Genomic DNA, 15,178 nt, shown 5'->3' with positions numbered 1-15,178 from the left:
TGAAGGTGCCTGACGGGCAACCCTTGCTCAATGCCTTATAAATTGGGTCAAATGGCCTTAATTCAAGATCATAGCGCGGGAACAGAACACAATGTCAGACGTAAGAAGCTATCAGGGCCATAGCCCGAAACTGGGCGAGCGCGTATTCGTGGACCGCAGTGCGGTAATTATCGGCGATGTGGAAATGGGCGACGACTGCTCGGTCTGGCCGTTAGCGGTCATCCGCGGCGATATGCACCATATCCGTATCGGCGCGCGCACCAGCGTACAGGATGGCAGCGTACTGCATATTACCCACGCCTCCGACTACAACCCCGGCGGCTACCCGCTGATTATCGGCGACGATGTGACCATCGGCCATCAGGCCATGCTGCACGGCTGCACCATCGGCAACCGCGTCTTAATCGGCATGAAATCCATGATCATGGACGGCGCCATCGTCGAAGACGAAGTGATCGTCGCCGCCGGCGCCGTAGTGACACCGGGCAAACGTCTGGAAAGCGGTTATGTATACGTTGGCAACCCGGCCAAACAGGCACGGCCGATTACCGAAAAAGAGCGCAGCTTTTTTACTTATGGTGCGGGCAATTATGTGCGGCTGAAAGATAAGCATCTGGCGGAGGGGTACGATCAGCCGGTGTAAAGCGGACGCACAATAATATCTTCATATTCTTCCACTCAACGCTCTGAAGTGACAGATATGCGGATATTTATACTCTTCTGAAAAGAGACTGAGCTGTATTAGCGCTCGCTGGCCTCAAGCGTGAATTTAGGTTGAAGCTCATGCAGCATATCAAATGTCGTAATGCAGCGAACGCCAAACTCTTTGCAAATGTTAGGTATTTTTACCTTCTTTGTTGCAGGGGCTACAGTCGCTTCATGCGTAACTAAAGTAGCACCAAGCACCTTTGCTTTCGCAATAAGCCAAGGATCGCCTTTAGCTAAAAACTGATCTCGATTTGCTGGATTGTAGTCCTGTTCCATAACGTGGTTGACGATTTCTACATAAACGCCTTGGGTTTCGTCATCACTATGGCTAATAAAATGCGGCGAGCGTTTTTTCGCCCAATCTGCAAGCTCATCCTTTCCATCGCGGAGCTCTTTTCCGATAAACGCAATACTGCCAACTTCACCCGAAGCAAATTTAGCATCCAGCCAATCCCAATACGCGGGGCAAAACGCCATGCCGTAATATTGGTTTTTCGCTTGAATATATGTATTCGAATCCAGTAAGTAATTCAAATGCCAACCTCATTTGCAAACTTCCGAATGTTAGCTGGTTTGACATTGAGTAACTCACCAGCTTCTCTCAGCAAAAGGTGTCCATTGAAAGCCTGAGAAAGAACAGCTCTGGAAAAATTAGAGCTGATCTGCGCATTTTTCACCCTGTAATGACTTATTTTTTGGTCAGATTTTTCTCGTTGTTTCCACAAAGCGATCTGTTCAGAAATAAAATTCTGATACTGGATAGCAGAAATATATCCCAAGGTCAGCGCCCGACGAGCTATCACCCATTTACTCACACGAAAATGCGCTTCGAGACTCGGTAGATTAGCCTTCCAGTCTTCCAGTGCTCTCCACAGCGGGCGGAATTCTGCCTCTGGAACTAAAAATTCTGCGGCAACAGCATTACACAGCTTCTCACTATCCCTGTGAGCATCCTCACTGCCATCGGACAATCCAGTGATTCCTAACCAGATATGGCAGAGCTCATGAATCAGGGTAAATAATCTTGGTCCGGGTGCATCAGCATGGTTCACAAAGATAACGGGCGCATATTCATCAGCGATAGCGAAACCACGAAACTCATCAACTCGAAACATCCGCGTGTAATGCCCAAGAAAAGACTCTCGCATCACCAATACGCCCAAAGACTCGATTTTCTCAACCAGTTTGCGGTAGTACTCATCACTATCGCCACGAGTCGGATGCAGACCAACACTGAGTTGCTGACGCATGTCACTGACAATATCCAGTACATTGTCTTTACCTCGCCCACGGCCAACAACATCACAAGGAGCTGCGAGTTCACCGAGGAGATAATCTCTGTACCATTGCTGGCGTTGAACTGTCATTTTGACCAGATCTAGCAATTCAGCACTGGGGCGGTCAACGCCGCGATCCCCTAGTGTTCTCAGATCTGGAATAGGTAACTCGTCAACAGGGGGTTGACGAAGAAACAAGTATCCAAAGGGAACGTGCGCCTTCTGTGCATAGTTTTGCGCCTGATTGAAGGTAAGAGGATGCTTGCCGTCTTCCCAATCCCTGAGCCGATCTACCGTCACCCCGCACTTAGCCGCAAATTCAGGCAAAGCAATCCCGGAGCGTTCACGCGCCCAAGTCAGCATCCTGTGATTAATTTGCGCCGTACTAGCCATCATGAAACTCTCTAGATATTCACCAATTATAGGGGGCCGCGCTGCTCGTCGCTACGCCTAAGGTTTAGAAAATAAACAACCTCTCCGCAGGTAATCCTGAATTTAGCGGCTATATTCTACTACGCTCCCAATATCTACCGCCTATCCCACACCTGTGCTGCGTGATCGTGGCACATTGCGCCCCGTCAATGTCTATCAATACCATATCCGGATCATCAGTACTCCCCCTCACCCCACAGAAGACAGCATCGCGTCCAGCGGTTACAATCGGTGCGTTTTTTCATTAGCCACAAGAAGCAATTCCTATGGGCCGCGCGTACCAGAACCGTAAAGAATCGATGGCCAAAACGGCCGCAGCAAAAACCAAAGTGTATTCCCGTTATGGCCGCGAGATTTATATGTGCGCCAAAAACGGTGGTGTCGACCCGTCTGCCAACCTGTCGTTGCGCGGACTGATCGATAAAGCCAAGAAAGATCAGGTGCCAAGCCACGTGATCGAGAAGGCCATCGACAAAGCCAAAGGCGGCGCCGGTGAAGACTTCCAGCCTGCGTTGTACGAAGGCATCGGCCCCGGCGGCTGCATGGTGCTGATCAGCGCCCTGACCGATAACGGCAACCGTACCTTCGGTGATATCCGTGGCATCTTCTCCAAGTGCAAAGCCAAGCTGGGCAGCCAGGGTTCGGTGTCGCATATGTTCGACCACCGCGCGATGTTTGTGTTTGCCGGTGACGACGAAGAAGCCGCACTGGAAGCCCTGATGATGGCCGATGTGGATGTGTCGGATATCGACTGCGAAGACGGCATGATCACCGTGCTGGTACCGCCAACCGATTACTTCAAGGCGAAAACCGCGCTGACCGAGATGAACCCGGAAATCGATTTCGAAGTGGAAGAGATTACTTATCTGCCACAGACCGAGCATCCGGTATCCGGCGATGACATCGCTCAGTTCGAGCGTTTCGCTGGTCTGCTGAACGATCTGGAAGATGTTGCGCACATCTACCATAACGGTGTGTTTGAAGGCTGATTCTGGCTTTTAACAACACTGAAAAAAAACGCCGCTGCGGGAAACCACAGCGGCGTTTTTATAGATTAAGCATTTAATGATGAAGCATTTAATCCTGAGGTATGGGCAGCAACAAGCAAGCCTCCAGACCAAAACCAGGGTAATTGATCAGCTGCACACTGCCACCATGCACTTCCATAATCCGAGCTACGATCGACAGACCCAAACCGGCACCACCATGGCTGGTGACTCCTGCACGATAAAAGCGCTCGCTGAGGCGGTTTAACTCGCTTTCAGCGACACCTTCACCATGGTCACGCACTGTAATTTTAAGCTGATCCTGTTGCCGGGTCAGGCTAACCTCAACACTTTTTCCGTAGCCATAACGGAAGGCATTCTCCAGAAGATTGGTCAGTGCCATTTCAATCATTGTGGTGTTAAGAAAAAAAGCCGGAAGATCAGCATCACAATCAAAGCTGAGTACGCAGCCAACTTCGTCGGCCCGCCACTGCATACGCGCCAGTGTCAGACGACACAGTTCAGCCAAATCTTGTGTGCAGCCTTGTAGTGGACTGTCGTTTTCATCAATTTGCGCCAACAATAGCAACTGCTCGACCACGCGGGCAGAGCGGTCGACCCCTTCTTTCATTTGCTTGAGTTCATCTTTGATATTGCTGCATTCGAGGCTTTGCAAATGCTGAGTCTGCAACTTAAGCACCGCCAGAGGTGTACGCAGCTCGTGTGCGGCATCAGCGACAAAGCGGCGCTCACGCTCAAGCCCCTGACGTAAGCGATTGAACATCTGATTCAGGGAATAAACAACAGACAGCAATTCTTTCGGTGTGCGTTTGAGCGACACCGGCTGCAGATTCCGTAACGAACGACCACGCAGCACAATGCCCAATTCCCGTAGCGGGCTTAAGCCGTATTCAATCGCGGTGAGGGCAATCAGGGCACACAGGATCAGAGCTATCAGGCCAGACATAATCATAACTTCAGCCAGCTCTTCACTGATTTCGGTACGGGCGAAGGGGTATTCCCCAACCATCAGCCAGCTATCAACCGACGGCAGGTCTGTGACATACACCATCCATTCGCCACTTTTACCTTTGTGGTGATAAAAGCCTTTACGCATAGGTGCAAGAGCGTACTCCGGCGCACCAGGCGAGCGGAACACCAGAGCGCTGCCATCGCGACGCCAAATCTGAATCAGTCGGGTTCGCTCATAGGCTTCCAGCTCTGGCTGAGCCTCCTGAACACTGCCCAGAGTTTCTCCAAGTGCGGCCAGAATACGCGGCAAATCATCTTCTAATCTGTCTTCGTTCAGCAGACCTTTTATCAGTTTGGCCGATACCGCCAGCTCCGCATCAAACACTTCATTCACTTCATGGCGAGCAACCATAAGTGAAAACAGGCTGTTGATACCGATGGCCAGCAGCAACACCAGAAACAGTAACGACATGAGGGTCGAACGAATAGACAGCTTCACATCGCTATCCCGGTATTAAGGCGGTAACCGACTCCCCGAACGGTAAGGATAATGTCGTTAAAGAATTTTTTACGCAGGTGATGAATGTGTACTTCAAGGGCATTACTTTCAACTTCTTCCCCCCAGCCATACATGGCCTGCTCCAGTTGCTGGCGAGTGAATACCTGACCTGGGCGGCCAAGAAAAACTTCCAACAAGCGCAGTTCGCGGCGTGAAAGACTGACCAATTGCCCCTGATAACGGACATCATGACTGGCCAGATCAAGCACGATATCGCCGTACTGCAGTTCATTGGCCACTGCCACGCCACCACGCCGCCCCAACGCACGTAAGCGGGCAAACAGCTCATTCAGGTCAAAAGGTTTAAGCAGGTAATCGTCAGCACCGGCATCCAATCCACGGATTTTATCCTGCACGCTGTCGCGGGCAGTCAGTATCAGAATTGGCAGGGGCATCTTCTGCGAACGGACTTCCTCTATAACGCGAACACCATCAAGACCTGGCAGGCCAAGATCCATTAGAGCCAAATCAAAATGCTCAGCCTGTAACGCTGACAGAGCAGCAATACCTGTCTGCACCCAGTCCACCAGATATTGCTGAGCCTGCAATGCTTGTTGCAGGCTTTTACCCAACATAGGGTCATCTTCCACCAGCAATAATCGCATCAGCGTATACTCCAGAACTGTACATTCTGCCCCTCAAGAAAGACTTCTGCGTCTTTGCCCATCATTAAAGCCAGTGTCGAAAAAACACCTGCCTGAATGCAGTCCGGCGCCAAAACGGTAATCGCACGGGGCGCATCCGTTACTGGCCAACCGCTGCGCGGATCAAGAATATGACTGTAGCGCACGCCGTTATGCAGCAGATAACGCTGGCTGTCGCCACTGGTGGCTATCGCACCATTATTCAGTGAAAGTAATTCAGGCTGACTGGCGCTGATTTTTTCTACCCCTACCTGCCACGCCGAGCCATCCTCACGGGGACCACGCGCACGCAGATCACCACCAAAGTTGATCAGCATGGCAGCAGAGAAATGTTCTGACAGCAGGCTGAAAACTTTATCAACCGCGTACTCTTTACCAATACCACCCAGATCGATTTCCATGCCGGCTGGCATCTGTAATTCAGGATTCTGCCAACGCACCTTGCTCCAACCGATGTGCGGCAGCAAGGCTGTAATATCGCTTTCCTGTGGCAACCGGTCTGAGCCATCGAAGCGCCACACCCGACGTAACAGGCCCGAAGTAATATCAAAACGGCCGTCTGACAGATCGTAGAGTTCACTGGCAAAGTCGAGCAGACCCGCCGTTTCCTCATCCACCTTAACGGTATGTCCATTCGCCTGATTGATACGCGCGATAATATTGTCATCGCGATAACGGGAAAACTGTTGCTCAATACGCTGTGCTTCAGCCTGCGCCAAAATACCAAGTTTCAGCGCCAGGTTAAGATCACGGGTATCCAGCAATATTTCACAAATACAGGCCATCGCCGGGAAGTTCACCCGGCAATAGCCATCCAGTTGGGTCAGCTGTATGCGGAAATCCATGCCGTTAAGGCGCTCCTGAATTTACCAGCGGAAGGTATAGCCCAGCTGAATCCAGCTTGCCGACAGCTCAGCAAACTGCGACTGACCATCCAGATTGGAACCGGCGGCCACGTCTTTCAGACTGTTCTCGTCCTGCTGTTGATAGTATTCCAGACGCAGCGACATTTCCTCATCCTTACGCAGAGGAACACCTACTTTCAGCCCCAGAGTGTTGGCGCTGAAGGCTGCCAGACGTGGGTCAGAGGAAGCACTATCCACCAAGGCAGTAACATCTGAACCTGTGACGGTGACATCTTCGCCCGTCGCAAGAAAAGGCAGCCAAAAATTCGCGGCCGTCTGAGTGTAATAACGATAGTGCGGTTCCAGATACAAATGTTCCGTCAGAGCCCAGTGATAGGTGAGGTCCAGTGTATGCGAATTCACCCCCCAATCGTCGGTCATGTAGCGATAGCCAACGTCGATGGCATCATCTGCACCGACGGCTACTTTGTTTTGCCAGAACAGGCTGATTTTCTGCCGGTCTTCCGGGCGGCTTTCCATCAGGTAGAGATAATTTTCATTGTCGTACGGATCGGTTATCAGGTTGCCGCTATCGGCCACGGTAAGGATTTTATACGGATCATTGTGATAGCCAGATGACTCGCTCAAGCCAAAGTTGAACTGCATCAGCCAGCGACGGTTAATCACCTGCGTGACGCCCAGCATCAGATCAACAACCTGTTTGGTGTCTTCCGTACCTGCGGTCGAACGCTGAGCATAGGTACTCAGCGCCGCTGGCACACCGCCATTTGGCGTGCTGGTATCGGACTCCAGATTCAGACCCAGCGACAAGGTCGTGGCCTTATTATTGAAGTCACGGGCAATCGCACCGTTAACACTCATGGAAGTGAAGTCACCTTCGCTGGAATAGGCACCGCCCAAATTCAGGGTATAGCCACTGTTCAAAGGCTTACTCCACCCCAATGACAAGGTAGTGCGTGTATCCTCAAACGAAGAGTCGAGCGGCAGATCGCCGGGGGCAATGGTATAACTGCCACGCCCTTCATATTGGTTCTGTTCGTCTTCATCAGCTCCAGCCAAACGTGCGGCCGCAGAAGCTGAAGTAAAGGTCTGTGCAATATTCGCCGCCATTGCACCGTTGGGCGAGGAACCGGTCAGCGCATCGTACACCACGCGCAGATTGAGACTGCTTTCATCATTAAAATCGCGACGCAGGTTAAGCACAGGCTCTACGGCCTGCACGCGATCATCAGATTCGCTGTACACCAGCACTGCTGATGAAACCAGCCAGTCGCTGTCGCCAGCCTGGGCTTGCACACCACCCAGCAGCGCACCGGTGGCCAGAGCAAGACGCTTACCCAATTGTTTGTCTTTTAATTGCATCCGCAACCTCCACCACCAAAACCACGGCCGCCGGAACTGGCTTCTTTACTGAAATAAATATGATCATCAAAAGCGGTTTGCAGCGGATCGGCATCCAGTGCCATATGTGGCTTGGCCAGTAAATCACGCTCCCAGGGCTTGACGGTGCTACAGGCGCTCAGACTGAGTAATGCGAGGGCGGCAATAATGCATTTGCAACGCATCAGGATTCTCCCAGAAGTTGCTGAATTTCCTGCTCGTACCCCTGCACTTTATTGACATGAAAACCTTTGTGCTTGATTCGCGCTTTGCCACTGCGGTCGATCAGGAAACTGGTAGGCATAGTCTCTACCTTGAATTGTTCAGCAATCTCACCTTCGCTGTCGTATTCGATCCGGAAGGTAGCCGGATATTCCTGCAGAAATTTCTGCGCCAGTTCAGGTTCCTGGTCGAGGTTGATCGCCACAATCTCCAGTCCCTGAGCGGCGTATTTTTTATGCATATCCTCCATCCATGGGAAAGAACTGCGGCAGGGCCCACACCAGGAGGCCCAAAAATCGACATACACCACCTTGCCTTTAAGCTGGTCGAAATCAAGTTCGCCTGCCATTGCATTTATTGACAAGCACAGTGCTGCCAGTGCTATCCACATACGTTGCATAAACTCCCCCCCGGTTTTCACTTCTTACACCCTAACCGCCAAGTCTTAAGGCAATCTTAAGAAAACCACTTATATGCTTAAGGTGGCGTTAATTACTGGTGTTCATGCTGGCAACATTCCCTTTGTCAGCACTCAGGAACGAGCATGAACAACCACTTAAAACTATTGATGGCCTGGATGATTTTATTGGTCAGCCAAACACTAATGGCTCTGGATCTGCCAGACATGTCGGCGCTGAGTGATGAAGACAATGAGTTTTTACCAGTGGCTGAAGCCTTCCGCGCAGATGTACGTGCTGCAGATAGTGGCTTTGCTGTGCACTTCAGCATTGCACCGGGCTATTACCTGTATAAGCAGCGTCTTTCTCTTATCGGTGAAGGGGCCGTTGATGCCAGTCTGAGCGCATTACAAAAAGCCGAAACCAAACAAGATAAAAACTTTGGTGAAGTGCAGGTTTTCCATAAACAACTGGATCTACGGATCCGTGATGCTGGCAAAGCAGATGTAAGCCTGAGTTATCAGGGCTGCTCTGAACATGGTCTGTGCTATCCGCCACAGACACTGGCTCTGCAAGCGGCGATACCCGGATCAGAAAAAGTATCGGATACCGGTGCAGACGTCCCTGATTTGGGCGGAGCAAGCCTGTGGTGGATTTTGCTCAGTTTCCTCGGACTGGGTATCGGTTTGTCACTGACGCCCTGCGTTTTTCCTATGATTCCCATCCTGTCGAGCATTATTGCCGGACAAAGAACTGACCAGATGTCTGCACGTAACGGTTTCACTCTTGCTCTGTCATATGTGGTGGGCATGGCCTGCTCCTATGCCTTGATCGGAATGCTGGTCGCTGCTTTCGGTGCCCGTGTAAATATGGCCGCCTTCACTCAAAAGCCGATCGTAATTTCATTGGCTGCTATTTTATTTGTCGTGCTCGCCCTGCCGATGTTCGGGCTGTTTGAGTTACAACTGCCGACCGCTATGCGTAACCGGCTGAACGATATGCAGTCCCGCCAACAGGGCGGGCGTCTTCTGAGTACCTTCCTGATGGGTTTTTTTGCTGCCTTAGTGGTGTCGCCCTGTGTGTCAGCACCATTAGCCGGTGCATTAATTTATCTGAGTAGTACAGGCGACATTATCACTGGTGGCGGAGCCCTGTTTGCCCTTGGTATAGGTATGGGCGCACCGTTGCTACTCATAGGATTAAGTGGTGGGCGCCTAATGCCGAAGGCCGGTAATTGGATGCTGGTGATTAAATCGGCCTTTGGTGTCGGTCTGCTTGCTGTGGCCCTGGGCCTGCTGAGCCGTATTATTCCTGCTCCTGCTACACTGGCGCTGGCAGGCATGTTGGCATTGGGCTGCGCTGTTTATCTGGGTCTTCTGGAGTCGCCACATACTTCACGCGAACGCTTTACCCGAACGCTGGCTCTTATCTCTGCACTGTTTGGTATTCTGTGGATCAGCGGAGCTGCCCTGGGAAATACTTCGCTCATGTACCCACTGCGCTCCGGTGCGCTGGAAGTGACCACCCGAGAACCTGTGGCAGAAGTGCGACGGGTGGAATCTGTAGCGCAACTGGAGGCTATAATCTCAGCATCTGTACAGCCTGTACTCATCGACATTGCCGCCGATTGGTGCACAAGTTGCCGGGAAATGGATGAGCTGTTGAAAGAACGCAGCCTGCAGCCTTTTCTGAAAAGCTATGACATAGTGCAATTCGATATCAGCGCCAGCCGGCGCGAACAACTGAATCTTCTGGCCAACTGGCAAGTTTTCGGCCCGCCTGCACTGCTGCGCTTTCAGCACGGCGAAAGCATGGGGCCAGCTTTACAGGGTTTACCTTCGCAGAGCGAATTACTGAGTTGGCTGAAACGGCCTTAATCTAAAAATGACAGTAGTAGAGTAATAGTGAAAAATTGTTTTTTAACTATTAATAGAAAAATGTGACACTAAAAAAACGCCGCTGCGGGAAATCACAGCGGCGTTTTTTATACCTGGGCTACAGCTCAGGTTTTAGTCGGTAGTACGCATCTCCAAACGGAAACGGCTGGTTGAGGTTGGTGTCTTGCCGCTGATTTTTACAACGATGCGTTTTTTATCGCTGAAAAATCCTAATCCGTTGGTGCTGACCGAGGTGACAACTTCATCACCCGTGCCGGAACCTGCAGAGCTATATTCCATTCCGTCCCAGTCGGTAACTGTCATATCCAGATCGTCGGTCAGCCCGGTTAAACGGAACTCATGGTCACCACTGTCAAAGTAATCTACGTCTACGTAGTAGTAATCTTCTTCTCCCGCTTCCAACGTCCCGAGCACGCCACTGCTGGCGGTACCGTTTTCACTCGCCGGAGTTATAAAACGGTTAGCACTGCTCTGGCTGTGATTAGCCGGTTCAGTTGCCGTTGCTTTAATCTGTTCAAATGAGGCATTTTCGCCAATACATCCAGCCAGTGTCAGGGCCAGTAACGGTAAAATAACGGGCTTCAGAGTTGCCATACTTAAATCTCCCACGCCAGTCGTACAAAGGGGCCGTAGTGGAATACGGTGTTATCACCGATACCAAACTGGCCAACCGCTTCGTAATTGGAATCCACGCTGTTGGCGGCCCCGGTAAGATCTTCGGTGGTGAAGAACTGTTGCAGTGCACGACCTTCAACGCCGAACGACACCCCGATATTACTGCCCGGCATGCGGTAAGCGACGATGTATTCCAGCTTATAACTGATCGACCAGCCCATGCCGACCGGCTCTTCGTATTCCAGATTCAGGCCGTAATTATCTTTTACAACCCGTTCAAGGTTGGCACTGCTTTGGCCGGTCATAAGACCAACGGTCACATCCATGGTCAGACCCGGGCCGTAACGCCAGCCACCACTTTCAGACAGGCTGAGGGCAAAGCCGCTTTGGTCGTGCATCGCTGCCTGCAGGTTATCGACATCAAACCACAGGCCAATCAGACGCGTGGTGTATTCCGGGTCAACCAATGCATCCGGATAGTTGGCCCGGTCGGTATAGCCGCCGCCAGAACGGGCGGTATACAGGCTGATTTGCGCCGGTTGACTGACTTCGATATAACCAAGCCCCCAGCGCGCGCCCATATTACCTTCTACCTCGGTACCGATATTTAACTGGGTATATTCGGCATCGAATTTACGCTCACCAATAATGTACTGGCCATTAAACCGGGTATCGCTGTCTTGCGGGTGGATATAACCTTCAGCGCTGCTGTTTTCCAGACGGAAAAATACACCGCCGGCTTCTACCGCACCGACAAAAGATTCCAGCTCGGTTTCACCATCGGCATTGGTGCGTACAGCGGCTGCCAGATCAAAGCTGAATGCGTTGTTACGCGGCGAGCGGAATTCCACCACATGGGCTAATGCATCACCGAATTCCACCAAATCTTTCAGATCCCCCACGTACTGATCCGGCGACCAGGCGGTCTGGCGCAGAGTATAAGAGGTGTAGGATAAATCGCGATAATCACCGTATTGCGTTTGCGCCGTAACAGCACAGGTTGCGGTCAGAGCCGCCACTGCCAGAGAAATTCTGATCATGACGACTCCTTAATTAAAACTGATACGCAGGGTGTAGTTCATATTATTACCATCCACCGAGCTGACCTTAACCATGTGCAGACCACGGCTGTCAGGATCGGTATTACGACTGGCGTCATACCAGAGAGTCACCACTTCATCAGCTGTTCCTTCCGTGCGCGACCAGCTGAGCAGGTTCAGGTTATGGTCAAATACTTCCAGATCAGCATTACCGTTCATATTGGTCAGGCTGATGGTCAGCGTACCGTTATAGCTGGACTCAAAACGACTGCCTGCCAAGCGGTAATAATCCTGCCGGTCATCCGGCCCCAGGGTTCCGGTATCACCATCGTCCATATAATCCGCATTGAAAAACGTATCATTGGATGCGGGATCAGGGTCAGGAACACCGCTGCTGTTATTGGTAATGTCAGGATAAGTATCGGCACAGCCTGCCAATATCAGACTGGCGAACACTGGTATAAGTGGCTTCATAAAATGTCCCCGGATTTTTCCGCGAATATACCGTCTCATTTTAAGACGATCCAGTCACACCAGAACGATTGTGGCTTGTAATGCCCTGATTTTTTTACGCTGGCCTGTCAGCAGCAGATTACCCGGATATGTATTTCTCTGATCAAATCGTCACATGTCTGTAATAAATCCGTCCCATCCTCTGCGCCAATAAAATGAATCAACTTTAAGCGGAGATACTATGAACCCAAAGTTTCTGGCTGTTGCGGTAAGCACGGCCCTGCTGGCCGCCTGTGGTGGCGATGACAATAAAAACAGTAATAAAAGCCCACTGGCTGAGCTGGGTATTCAATGCGCCAGCGTAGAAAAAGCCGCTGCGTCCAGCGCAACCGGGACTCTGCAACTGACCCTGATCGACAGCTATGAATCCGGTAATGACTTTGCCACCAGCTCGGCAGAAATTGTCAGCTATGACAGCTGTTCTGATCAGCTTTATGTGGTGAACGCCAAAGACGCGACCATCGATGTGTTATCGCTGGCGCAAACCAACAGCGCACCGACGAAAAAAGGCAGTATCAATCTGGCCTCTGCAGCCACTGCCGCAGGTATTGAAATTGGTGCCGCCAACAGCGTCTCAGCCAAAAATGGTTTGGTCGCCGTCGCCATTGAAGCCAAAGTAAAACAGGATGCCGGTCTGATTGCGCTGTACCGTTCTGACGATCTGAGCCTGCTGGCAACTTACCCTGCCGGCAGCCTGCCGGATATGGTCACCCTGTCAGCCGATGGCCGTTATATTCTGAGCGCCAACGAAGGCGAACCAAGCGGTGATTATAAAAATGACCCTCAGGGGTCGGTCACCATTGTCGATTTAAATAAAGGCTTCAGCGCCGATAAAGCCGTGGTACAGCAAGTGCTGTTTACCGATTTTAATAACGGTGGCAGCCGGGCTGCTGAATTACCCGCCGGCGTGCGTATTTCCGGCCCGGCCGGTACCAGCGTGGCACAGGATCTGGAACCGGAATATCTGGCCCTGAACAGCGACGGCAGCAAAGCCTGGGTTGCGCTGCAGGAAAATAACGCCATGGCCATTATAGATGTGGCCAATGCCCGCGTAGACAGCATTAAAGCGCTGGGAGAAAAGTCGTGGAATACAGAATCCAGAAATCAACTGGACCCTTCCAATAAAGACGGTATGGCAGGTCAGTTTGCCAGCTACGAGCAACTGGCTGGTCTGTATATGCCGGACACCATTGCCAGCTTTGAACTGAATAACGAAACCTATATTGTCTCCGCCAACGAAGGCGACGGACGTGAATATATTTATTCCACCACGCAACAGAACTGTGATGCAGCAAATCATCTCTGGGATGGCGACGATTATTCTGTTGGTTCTGTCGACGCGGATGCTGTGAAATACGCCAACGAAAGCGATGACTGTATTTCTCATGTCGACGAAGCCCGCGGTGGCGATCTGTTTGATATCGTCGATGATGCCCATCCGTTAAAAGCTGCGCTTGATGATAACGACCAGCTGAAGCGTCTTAAATTGATTAACGACCGTGAGAGTATCGGCGCAGGTGACACTCTATACGCTTACGGCGCGCGTTCGTTTTCCATCTGGAACAGCAATGCGGAACTGGTATTCGACAGTGGCGACGATATTGCCAAGCGTGTGTTTGCCGTTGAGCCGGATAATTTTAATGCCGACAACGAAGTGAATTTAACCGCAGAAACCGCCGACAACCGCAGCGATGACAAAGGCACCGAGCCGGAAGCCATCGAAGTGGCCAGTATTAACGGCCGCATTTTTGCGTTCGTGGGTCTGGAGCGTCAGGGCGGCATCATGGTGTATGACATCAGCAACCCGCAGGCCCCGGTATTCCAGAGCTATCTGAATAACCGTGATTTTACTGCACCGGTCTGTACCGAAGTAAATGGCGATGGCGAATGCGATAACGATACCTACAACAGCGCCGCCGGCGATTTAGGCCCTGAGTCTATCGACTACTTCAGCCGTGCCGGTAAGCATTTTATTGCCGTGGGTAATGAAGTGAGTGGAACAACCAGTGTGTATCAGCTGAATTTCAGCAGTACTGCACTGTAACGGCTGCATTAATAAAAACCGCGCTCCGGCGCCACTGCTGGCCCACAGTTTGGAGTGACATTGTGTCACTCCAAACCGCAACATTCATCGGCTACTGTTTTTTAATCTGACACGCCTTTCCGGGGCAAGCCCCTGGCCCCCTGCAAGGAGAGGTATCTCCTTACGATCCTCTCTTTTCGGCGCGTCCGGCTTCATCCAGCCAACGGCAATGATTATGCGGCACGCAAAACAATTCGCCCCGGAACGACGCTTTAAAACACCAAGCATTTGTATCGTTCCGGGGCAGGGTTTTGCTCTGAAGGCCGCAGAATCACCTGGTTGACTGGCGCCGTACGATCGCCGGTTTTAGTAATCCGCTCAGCCGTATTTCAACGGAAGAAGCGTTCACGACATGAAATTTCAGATCATCTGTTTGCTCTGAAAAGCGGCATTGCGGTGATGGTTTTCTGCGCCTCTGGGGCCGCCGCAGAAACCGCTGAGATGTCTGGCCTGTCCGCAGGGATGCGGACAAGTGGCTCCGGCCATGGATGGCCGATGAGCCGCGCGGCCAGTAAATATCAAGGTTTCAAGGAATACGGCCCAGAAAGCGCGAAGCTGGGGTCGGCCCGCCGGCAAGGGGATAAG

Annotated in this window: 15 protein-coding genes; 4 read left to right on the top strand and 11 right to left on the bottom strand. The window is 51.6% G+C overall.

Annotation, left to right across the window (positions count from 1 at the left end; translation table 11 throughout):
- Nucleotides 1-91: 91 nt before the first annotated feature.
- Nucleotides 92-643, top strand: coding sequence for a gamma carbonic anhydrase family protein (locus tag HUF18_RS04745; RefSeq protein ID WP_225691323.1), 552 nt, complete (start codon nucleotides 92-94; stop codon nucleotides 641-643).
- Between the two features lie 98 nt (nucleotides 644-741).
- Here the strand turns inward: HUF18_RS04745 and HUF18_RS04740 are convergent, their stop codons facing one another.
- Nucleotides 742-1,242, bottom strand: coding sequence for a DUF4411 family protein (locus HUF18_RS04740; RefSeq protein WP_225691322.1), 501 nt, complete (start codon nucleotides 1,240-1,242; stop codon nucleotides 742-744).
- Nucleotides 1,239-2,381, bottom strand: a complete 1,143-nt coding sequence (locus tag HUF18_RS04735; RefSeq protein ID WP_225691321.1) for a helix-turn-helix domain-containing protein — start codon at nucleotides 2,379-2,381, stop codon at nucleotides 1,239-1,241. The genes HUF18_RS04740 and HUF18_RS04735 overlap by 4 nt, the downstream gene beginning before the upstream one ends.
- A 302-nt stretch (nucleotides 2,382-2,683) precedes the next feature.
- On the opposite strand from HUF18_RS04735, the gene HUF18_RS04730 reads away from it, so the two are divergent.
- Nucleotides 2,684-3,406, top strand: coding sequence for a YebC/PmpR family DNA-binding transcriptional regulator (locus HUF18_RS04730; protein WP_145467257.1), 723 nt, complete (start codon nucleotides 2,684-2,686; stop codon nucleotides 3,404-3,406).
- 88 nt (nucleotides 3,407-3,494) lie between these two features.
- On the opposite strand, the gene HUF18_RS04725 is transcribed toward HUF18_RS04730, so the two are convergent.
- From HUF18_RS04725 to HUF18_RS04700, 6 genes are read right to left on the bottom strand one after another with little or no spacing between them, the layout of a single operon-like run.
- Nucleotides 3,495-4,874 (bottom strand): ATP-binding protein, encoded by a 1,380-nt coding sequence (locus HUF18_RS04725; RefSeq protein WP_225691320.1) that lies wholly within the window; start codon nucleotides 4,872-4,874, stop codon nucleotides 3,495-3,497.
- On the bottom strand, nucleotides 4,871-5,539 hold the full coding sequence (locus HUF18_RS04720) for a response regulator (protein ID WP_225691319.1): 669 nt from the start codon (nucleotides 5,537-5,539) through the stop codon (nucleotides 4,871-4,873). The genes HUF18_RS04725 and HUF18_RS04720 overlap by 4 nt, the downstream gene beginning before the upstream one ends.
- Entirely contained in the window at nucleotides 5,539-6,423 is an 885-nt protein-coding gene (locus tag HUF18_RS04715; protein WP_225691318.1) for an FAD:protein FMN transferase, read from the bottom strand. The genes HUF18_RS04720 and HUF18_RS04715 overlap by 1 nt, the downstream gene beginning before the upstream one ends.
- A 21-nt stretch (nucleotides 6,424-6,444) precedes the next feature.
- Nucleotides 6,445-7,806, bottom strand: a complete 1,362-nt coding sequence (locus tag HUF18_RS04710) for a DUF3570 domain-containing protein (protein ID WP_225691317.1) — start codon at nucleotides 7,804-7,806, stop codon at nucleotides 6,445-6,447.
- On the bottom strand, nucleotides 7,797-8,009 hold the full coding sequence (locus HUF18_RS04705) for a DUF4266 domain-containing protein (protein ID WP_225691316.1): 213 nt from the start codon (nucleotides 8,007-8,009) through the stop codon (nucleotides 7,797-7,799). Before HUF18_RS04705 ends, HUF18_RS04710 begins: the two co-directional genes overlap by 10 nt.
- Nucleotides 8,009-8,446 (bottom strand): TlpA disulfide reductase family protein, encoded by a 438-nt coding sequence (locus HUF18_RS04700; protein ID WP_225691315.1) that lies wholly within the window; start codon nucleotides 8,444-8,446, stop codon nucleotides 8,009-8,011. The genes HUF18_RS04705 and HUF18_RS04700 overlap by 1 nt, the downstream gene beginning before the upstream one ends.
- Nucleotides 8,447-8,590: 144 nt before the next feature.
- Here HUF18_RS04700 and dsbD point away from each other — a divergent pair, with 144 nt between their 5' ends.
- Nucleotides 8,591-10,321, top strand: a complete 1,731-nt coding sequence (dsbD, locus tag HUF18_RS04695) for a protein-disulfide reductase DsbD (protein WP_225691314.1) — start codon at nucleotides 8,591-8,593, stop codon at nucleotides 10,319-10,321.
- Between the two features lie 132 nt (nucleotides 10,322-10,453).
- Here the strand turns inward: dsbD and HUF18_RS04690 are convergent, their stop codons facing one another.
- From HUF18_RS04690 to HUF18_RS04680, 3 genes are read right to left on the bottom strand one after another with little or no spacing between them, the layout of a single operon-like run.
- A complete protein-coding gene (locus tag HUF18_RS04690) occupies nucleotides 10,454-10,936 on the bottom strand; it encodes a hypothetical protein (protein WP_225691313.1) in 483 nt (160 codons plus the stop codon).
- A 2-nt stretch (nucleotides 10,937-10,938) separates the two neighbouring features.
- On the bottom strand, nucleotides 10,939-11,997 hold the full coding sequence (locus HUF18_RS04685; protein ID WP_225691312.1) for a hypothetical protein: 1,059 nt from the start codon (nucleotides 11,995-11,997) through the stop codon (nucleotides 10,939-10,941).
- A 9-nt stretch (nucleotides 11,998-12,006) separates the two neighbouring features.
- Nucleotides 12,007-12,471, bottom strand: a complete 465-nt coding sequence (locus tag HUF18_RS04680; RefSeq protein WP_225691311.1) for a hypothetical protein — start codon at nucleotides 12,469-12,471, stop codon at nucleotides 12,007-12,009.
- A gap of 220 nt (nucleotides 12,472-12,691) precedes the next feature.
- Between HUF18_RS04680 and HUF18_RS04675 the strand changes: the two genes are divergently transcribed.
- The gene (locus tag HUF18_RS04675; protein WP_225691310.1) at nucleotides 12,692-14,554 is read left to right on the top strand and encodes a choice-of-anchor I family protein; all 1,863 of its coding nucleotides are present in this window, start codon (nucleotides 12,692-12,694) and stop codon (nucleotides 14,552-14,554) included.
- Nucleotides 14,555-15,178: the final 624 nt, after the last annotated feature.

The organism is Thalassolituus sp. ST750PaO-4 (assembly GCF_020320405.1).
Taxonomy (GTDB): Bacteria; Pseudomonadota; Gammaproteobacteria; order Pseudomonadales; family Oceanobacteraceae; genus Venatoribacter; species Venatoribacter alkanivorans.
This window is presented reverse-complemented; position numbering and strand designations above follow the sequence as displayed.

Coding starts and splice junctions, on each gene's coding strand:
- HUF18_RS04745 (WP_225691323.1), top strand. CDS start 92: ATGTCAGACGTAAGAAGCTATCAGGGCCATAGCCCGAAACTGGGCGAG.
- HUF18_RS04735 (WP_225691321.1), bottom strand. CDS start 2,381: ATGATGGCTAGTACGGCGCAAATTAATCACAGGATGCTGACTTGGGCG.
- HUF18_RS04730 (WP_145467257.1), top strand. CDS start 2,684: ATGGGCCGCGCGTACCAGAACCGTAAAGAATCGATGGCCAAAACGGCC.
- HUF18_RS04720 (WP_225691319.1), bottom strand. CDS start 5,539: ATGCGATTATTGCTGGTGGAAGATGACCCTATGTTGGGTAAAAGCCTG.
- HUF18_RS04715 (WP_225691318.1), bottom strand. CDS start 6,423: ATGGATTTCCGCATACAGCTGACCCAACTGGATGGCTATTGCCGGGTG.
- HUF18_RS04710 (WP_225691317.1), bottom strand. CDS start 7,806: ATGCAATTAAAAGACAAACAATTGGGTAAGCGTCTTGCTCTGGCCACC.
- HUF18_RS04705 (WP_225691316.1), bottom strand. CDS start 8,009: ATGCGTTGCAAATGCATTATTGCCGCCCTCGCATTACTCAGTCTGAGC.
- HUF18_RS04700 (WP_225691315.1), bottom strand. CDS start 8,446: ATGCAACGTATGTGGATAGCACTGGCAGCACTGTGCTTGTCAATAAAT.
- dsbD (WP_225691314.1), top strand. CDS start 8,591: ATGAACAACCACTTAAAACTATTGATGGCCTGGATGATTTTATTGGTC.
- HUF18_RS04690 (WP_225691313.1), bottom strand. CDS start 10,936: ATGGCAACTCTGAAGCCCGTTATTTTACCGTTACTGGCCCTGACACTG.
- HUF18_RS04685 (WP_225691312.1), bottom strand. CDS start 11,997: ATGATCAGAATTTCTCTGGCAGTGGCGGCTCTGACCGCAACCTGTGCT.
- HUF18_RS04680 (WP_225691311.1), bottom strand. CDS start 12,471: ATGAAGCCACTTATACCAGTGTTCGCCAGTCTGATATTGGCAGGCTGT.
- HUF18_RS04675 (WP_225691310.1), top strand. CDS start 12,692: ATGAACCCAAAGTTTCTGGCTGTTGCGGTAAGCACGGCCCTGCTGGCC.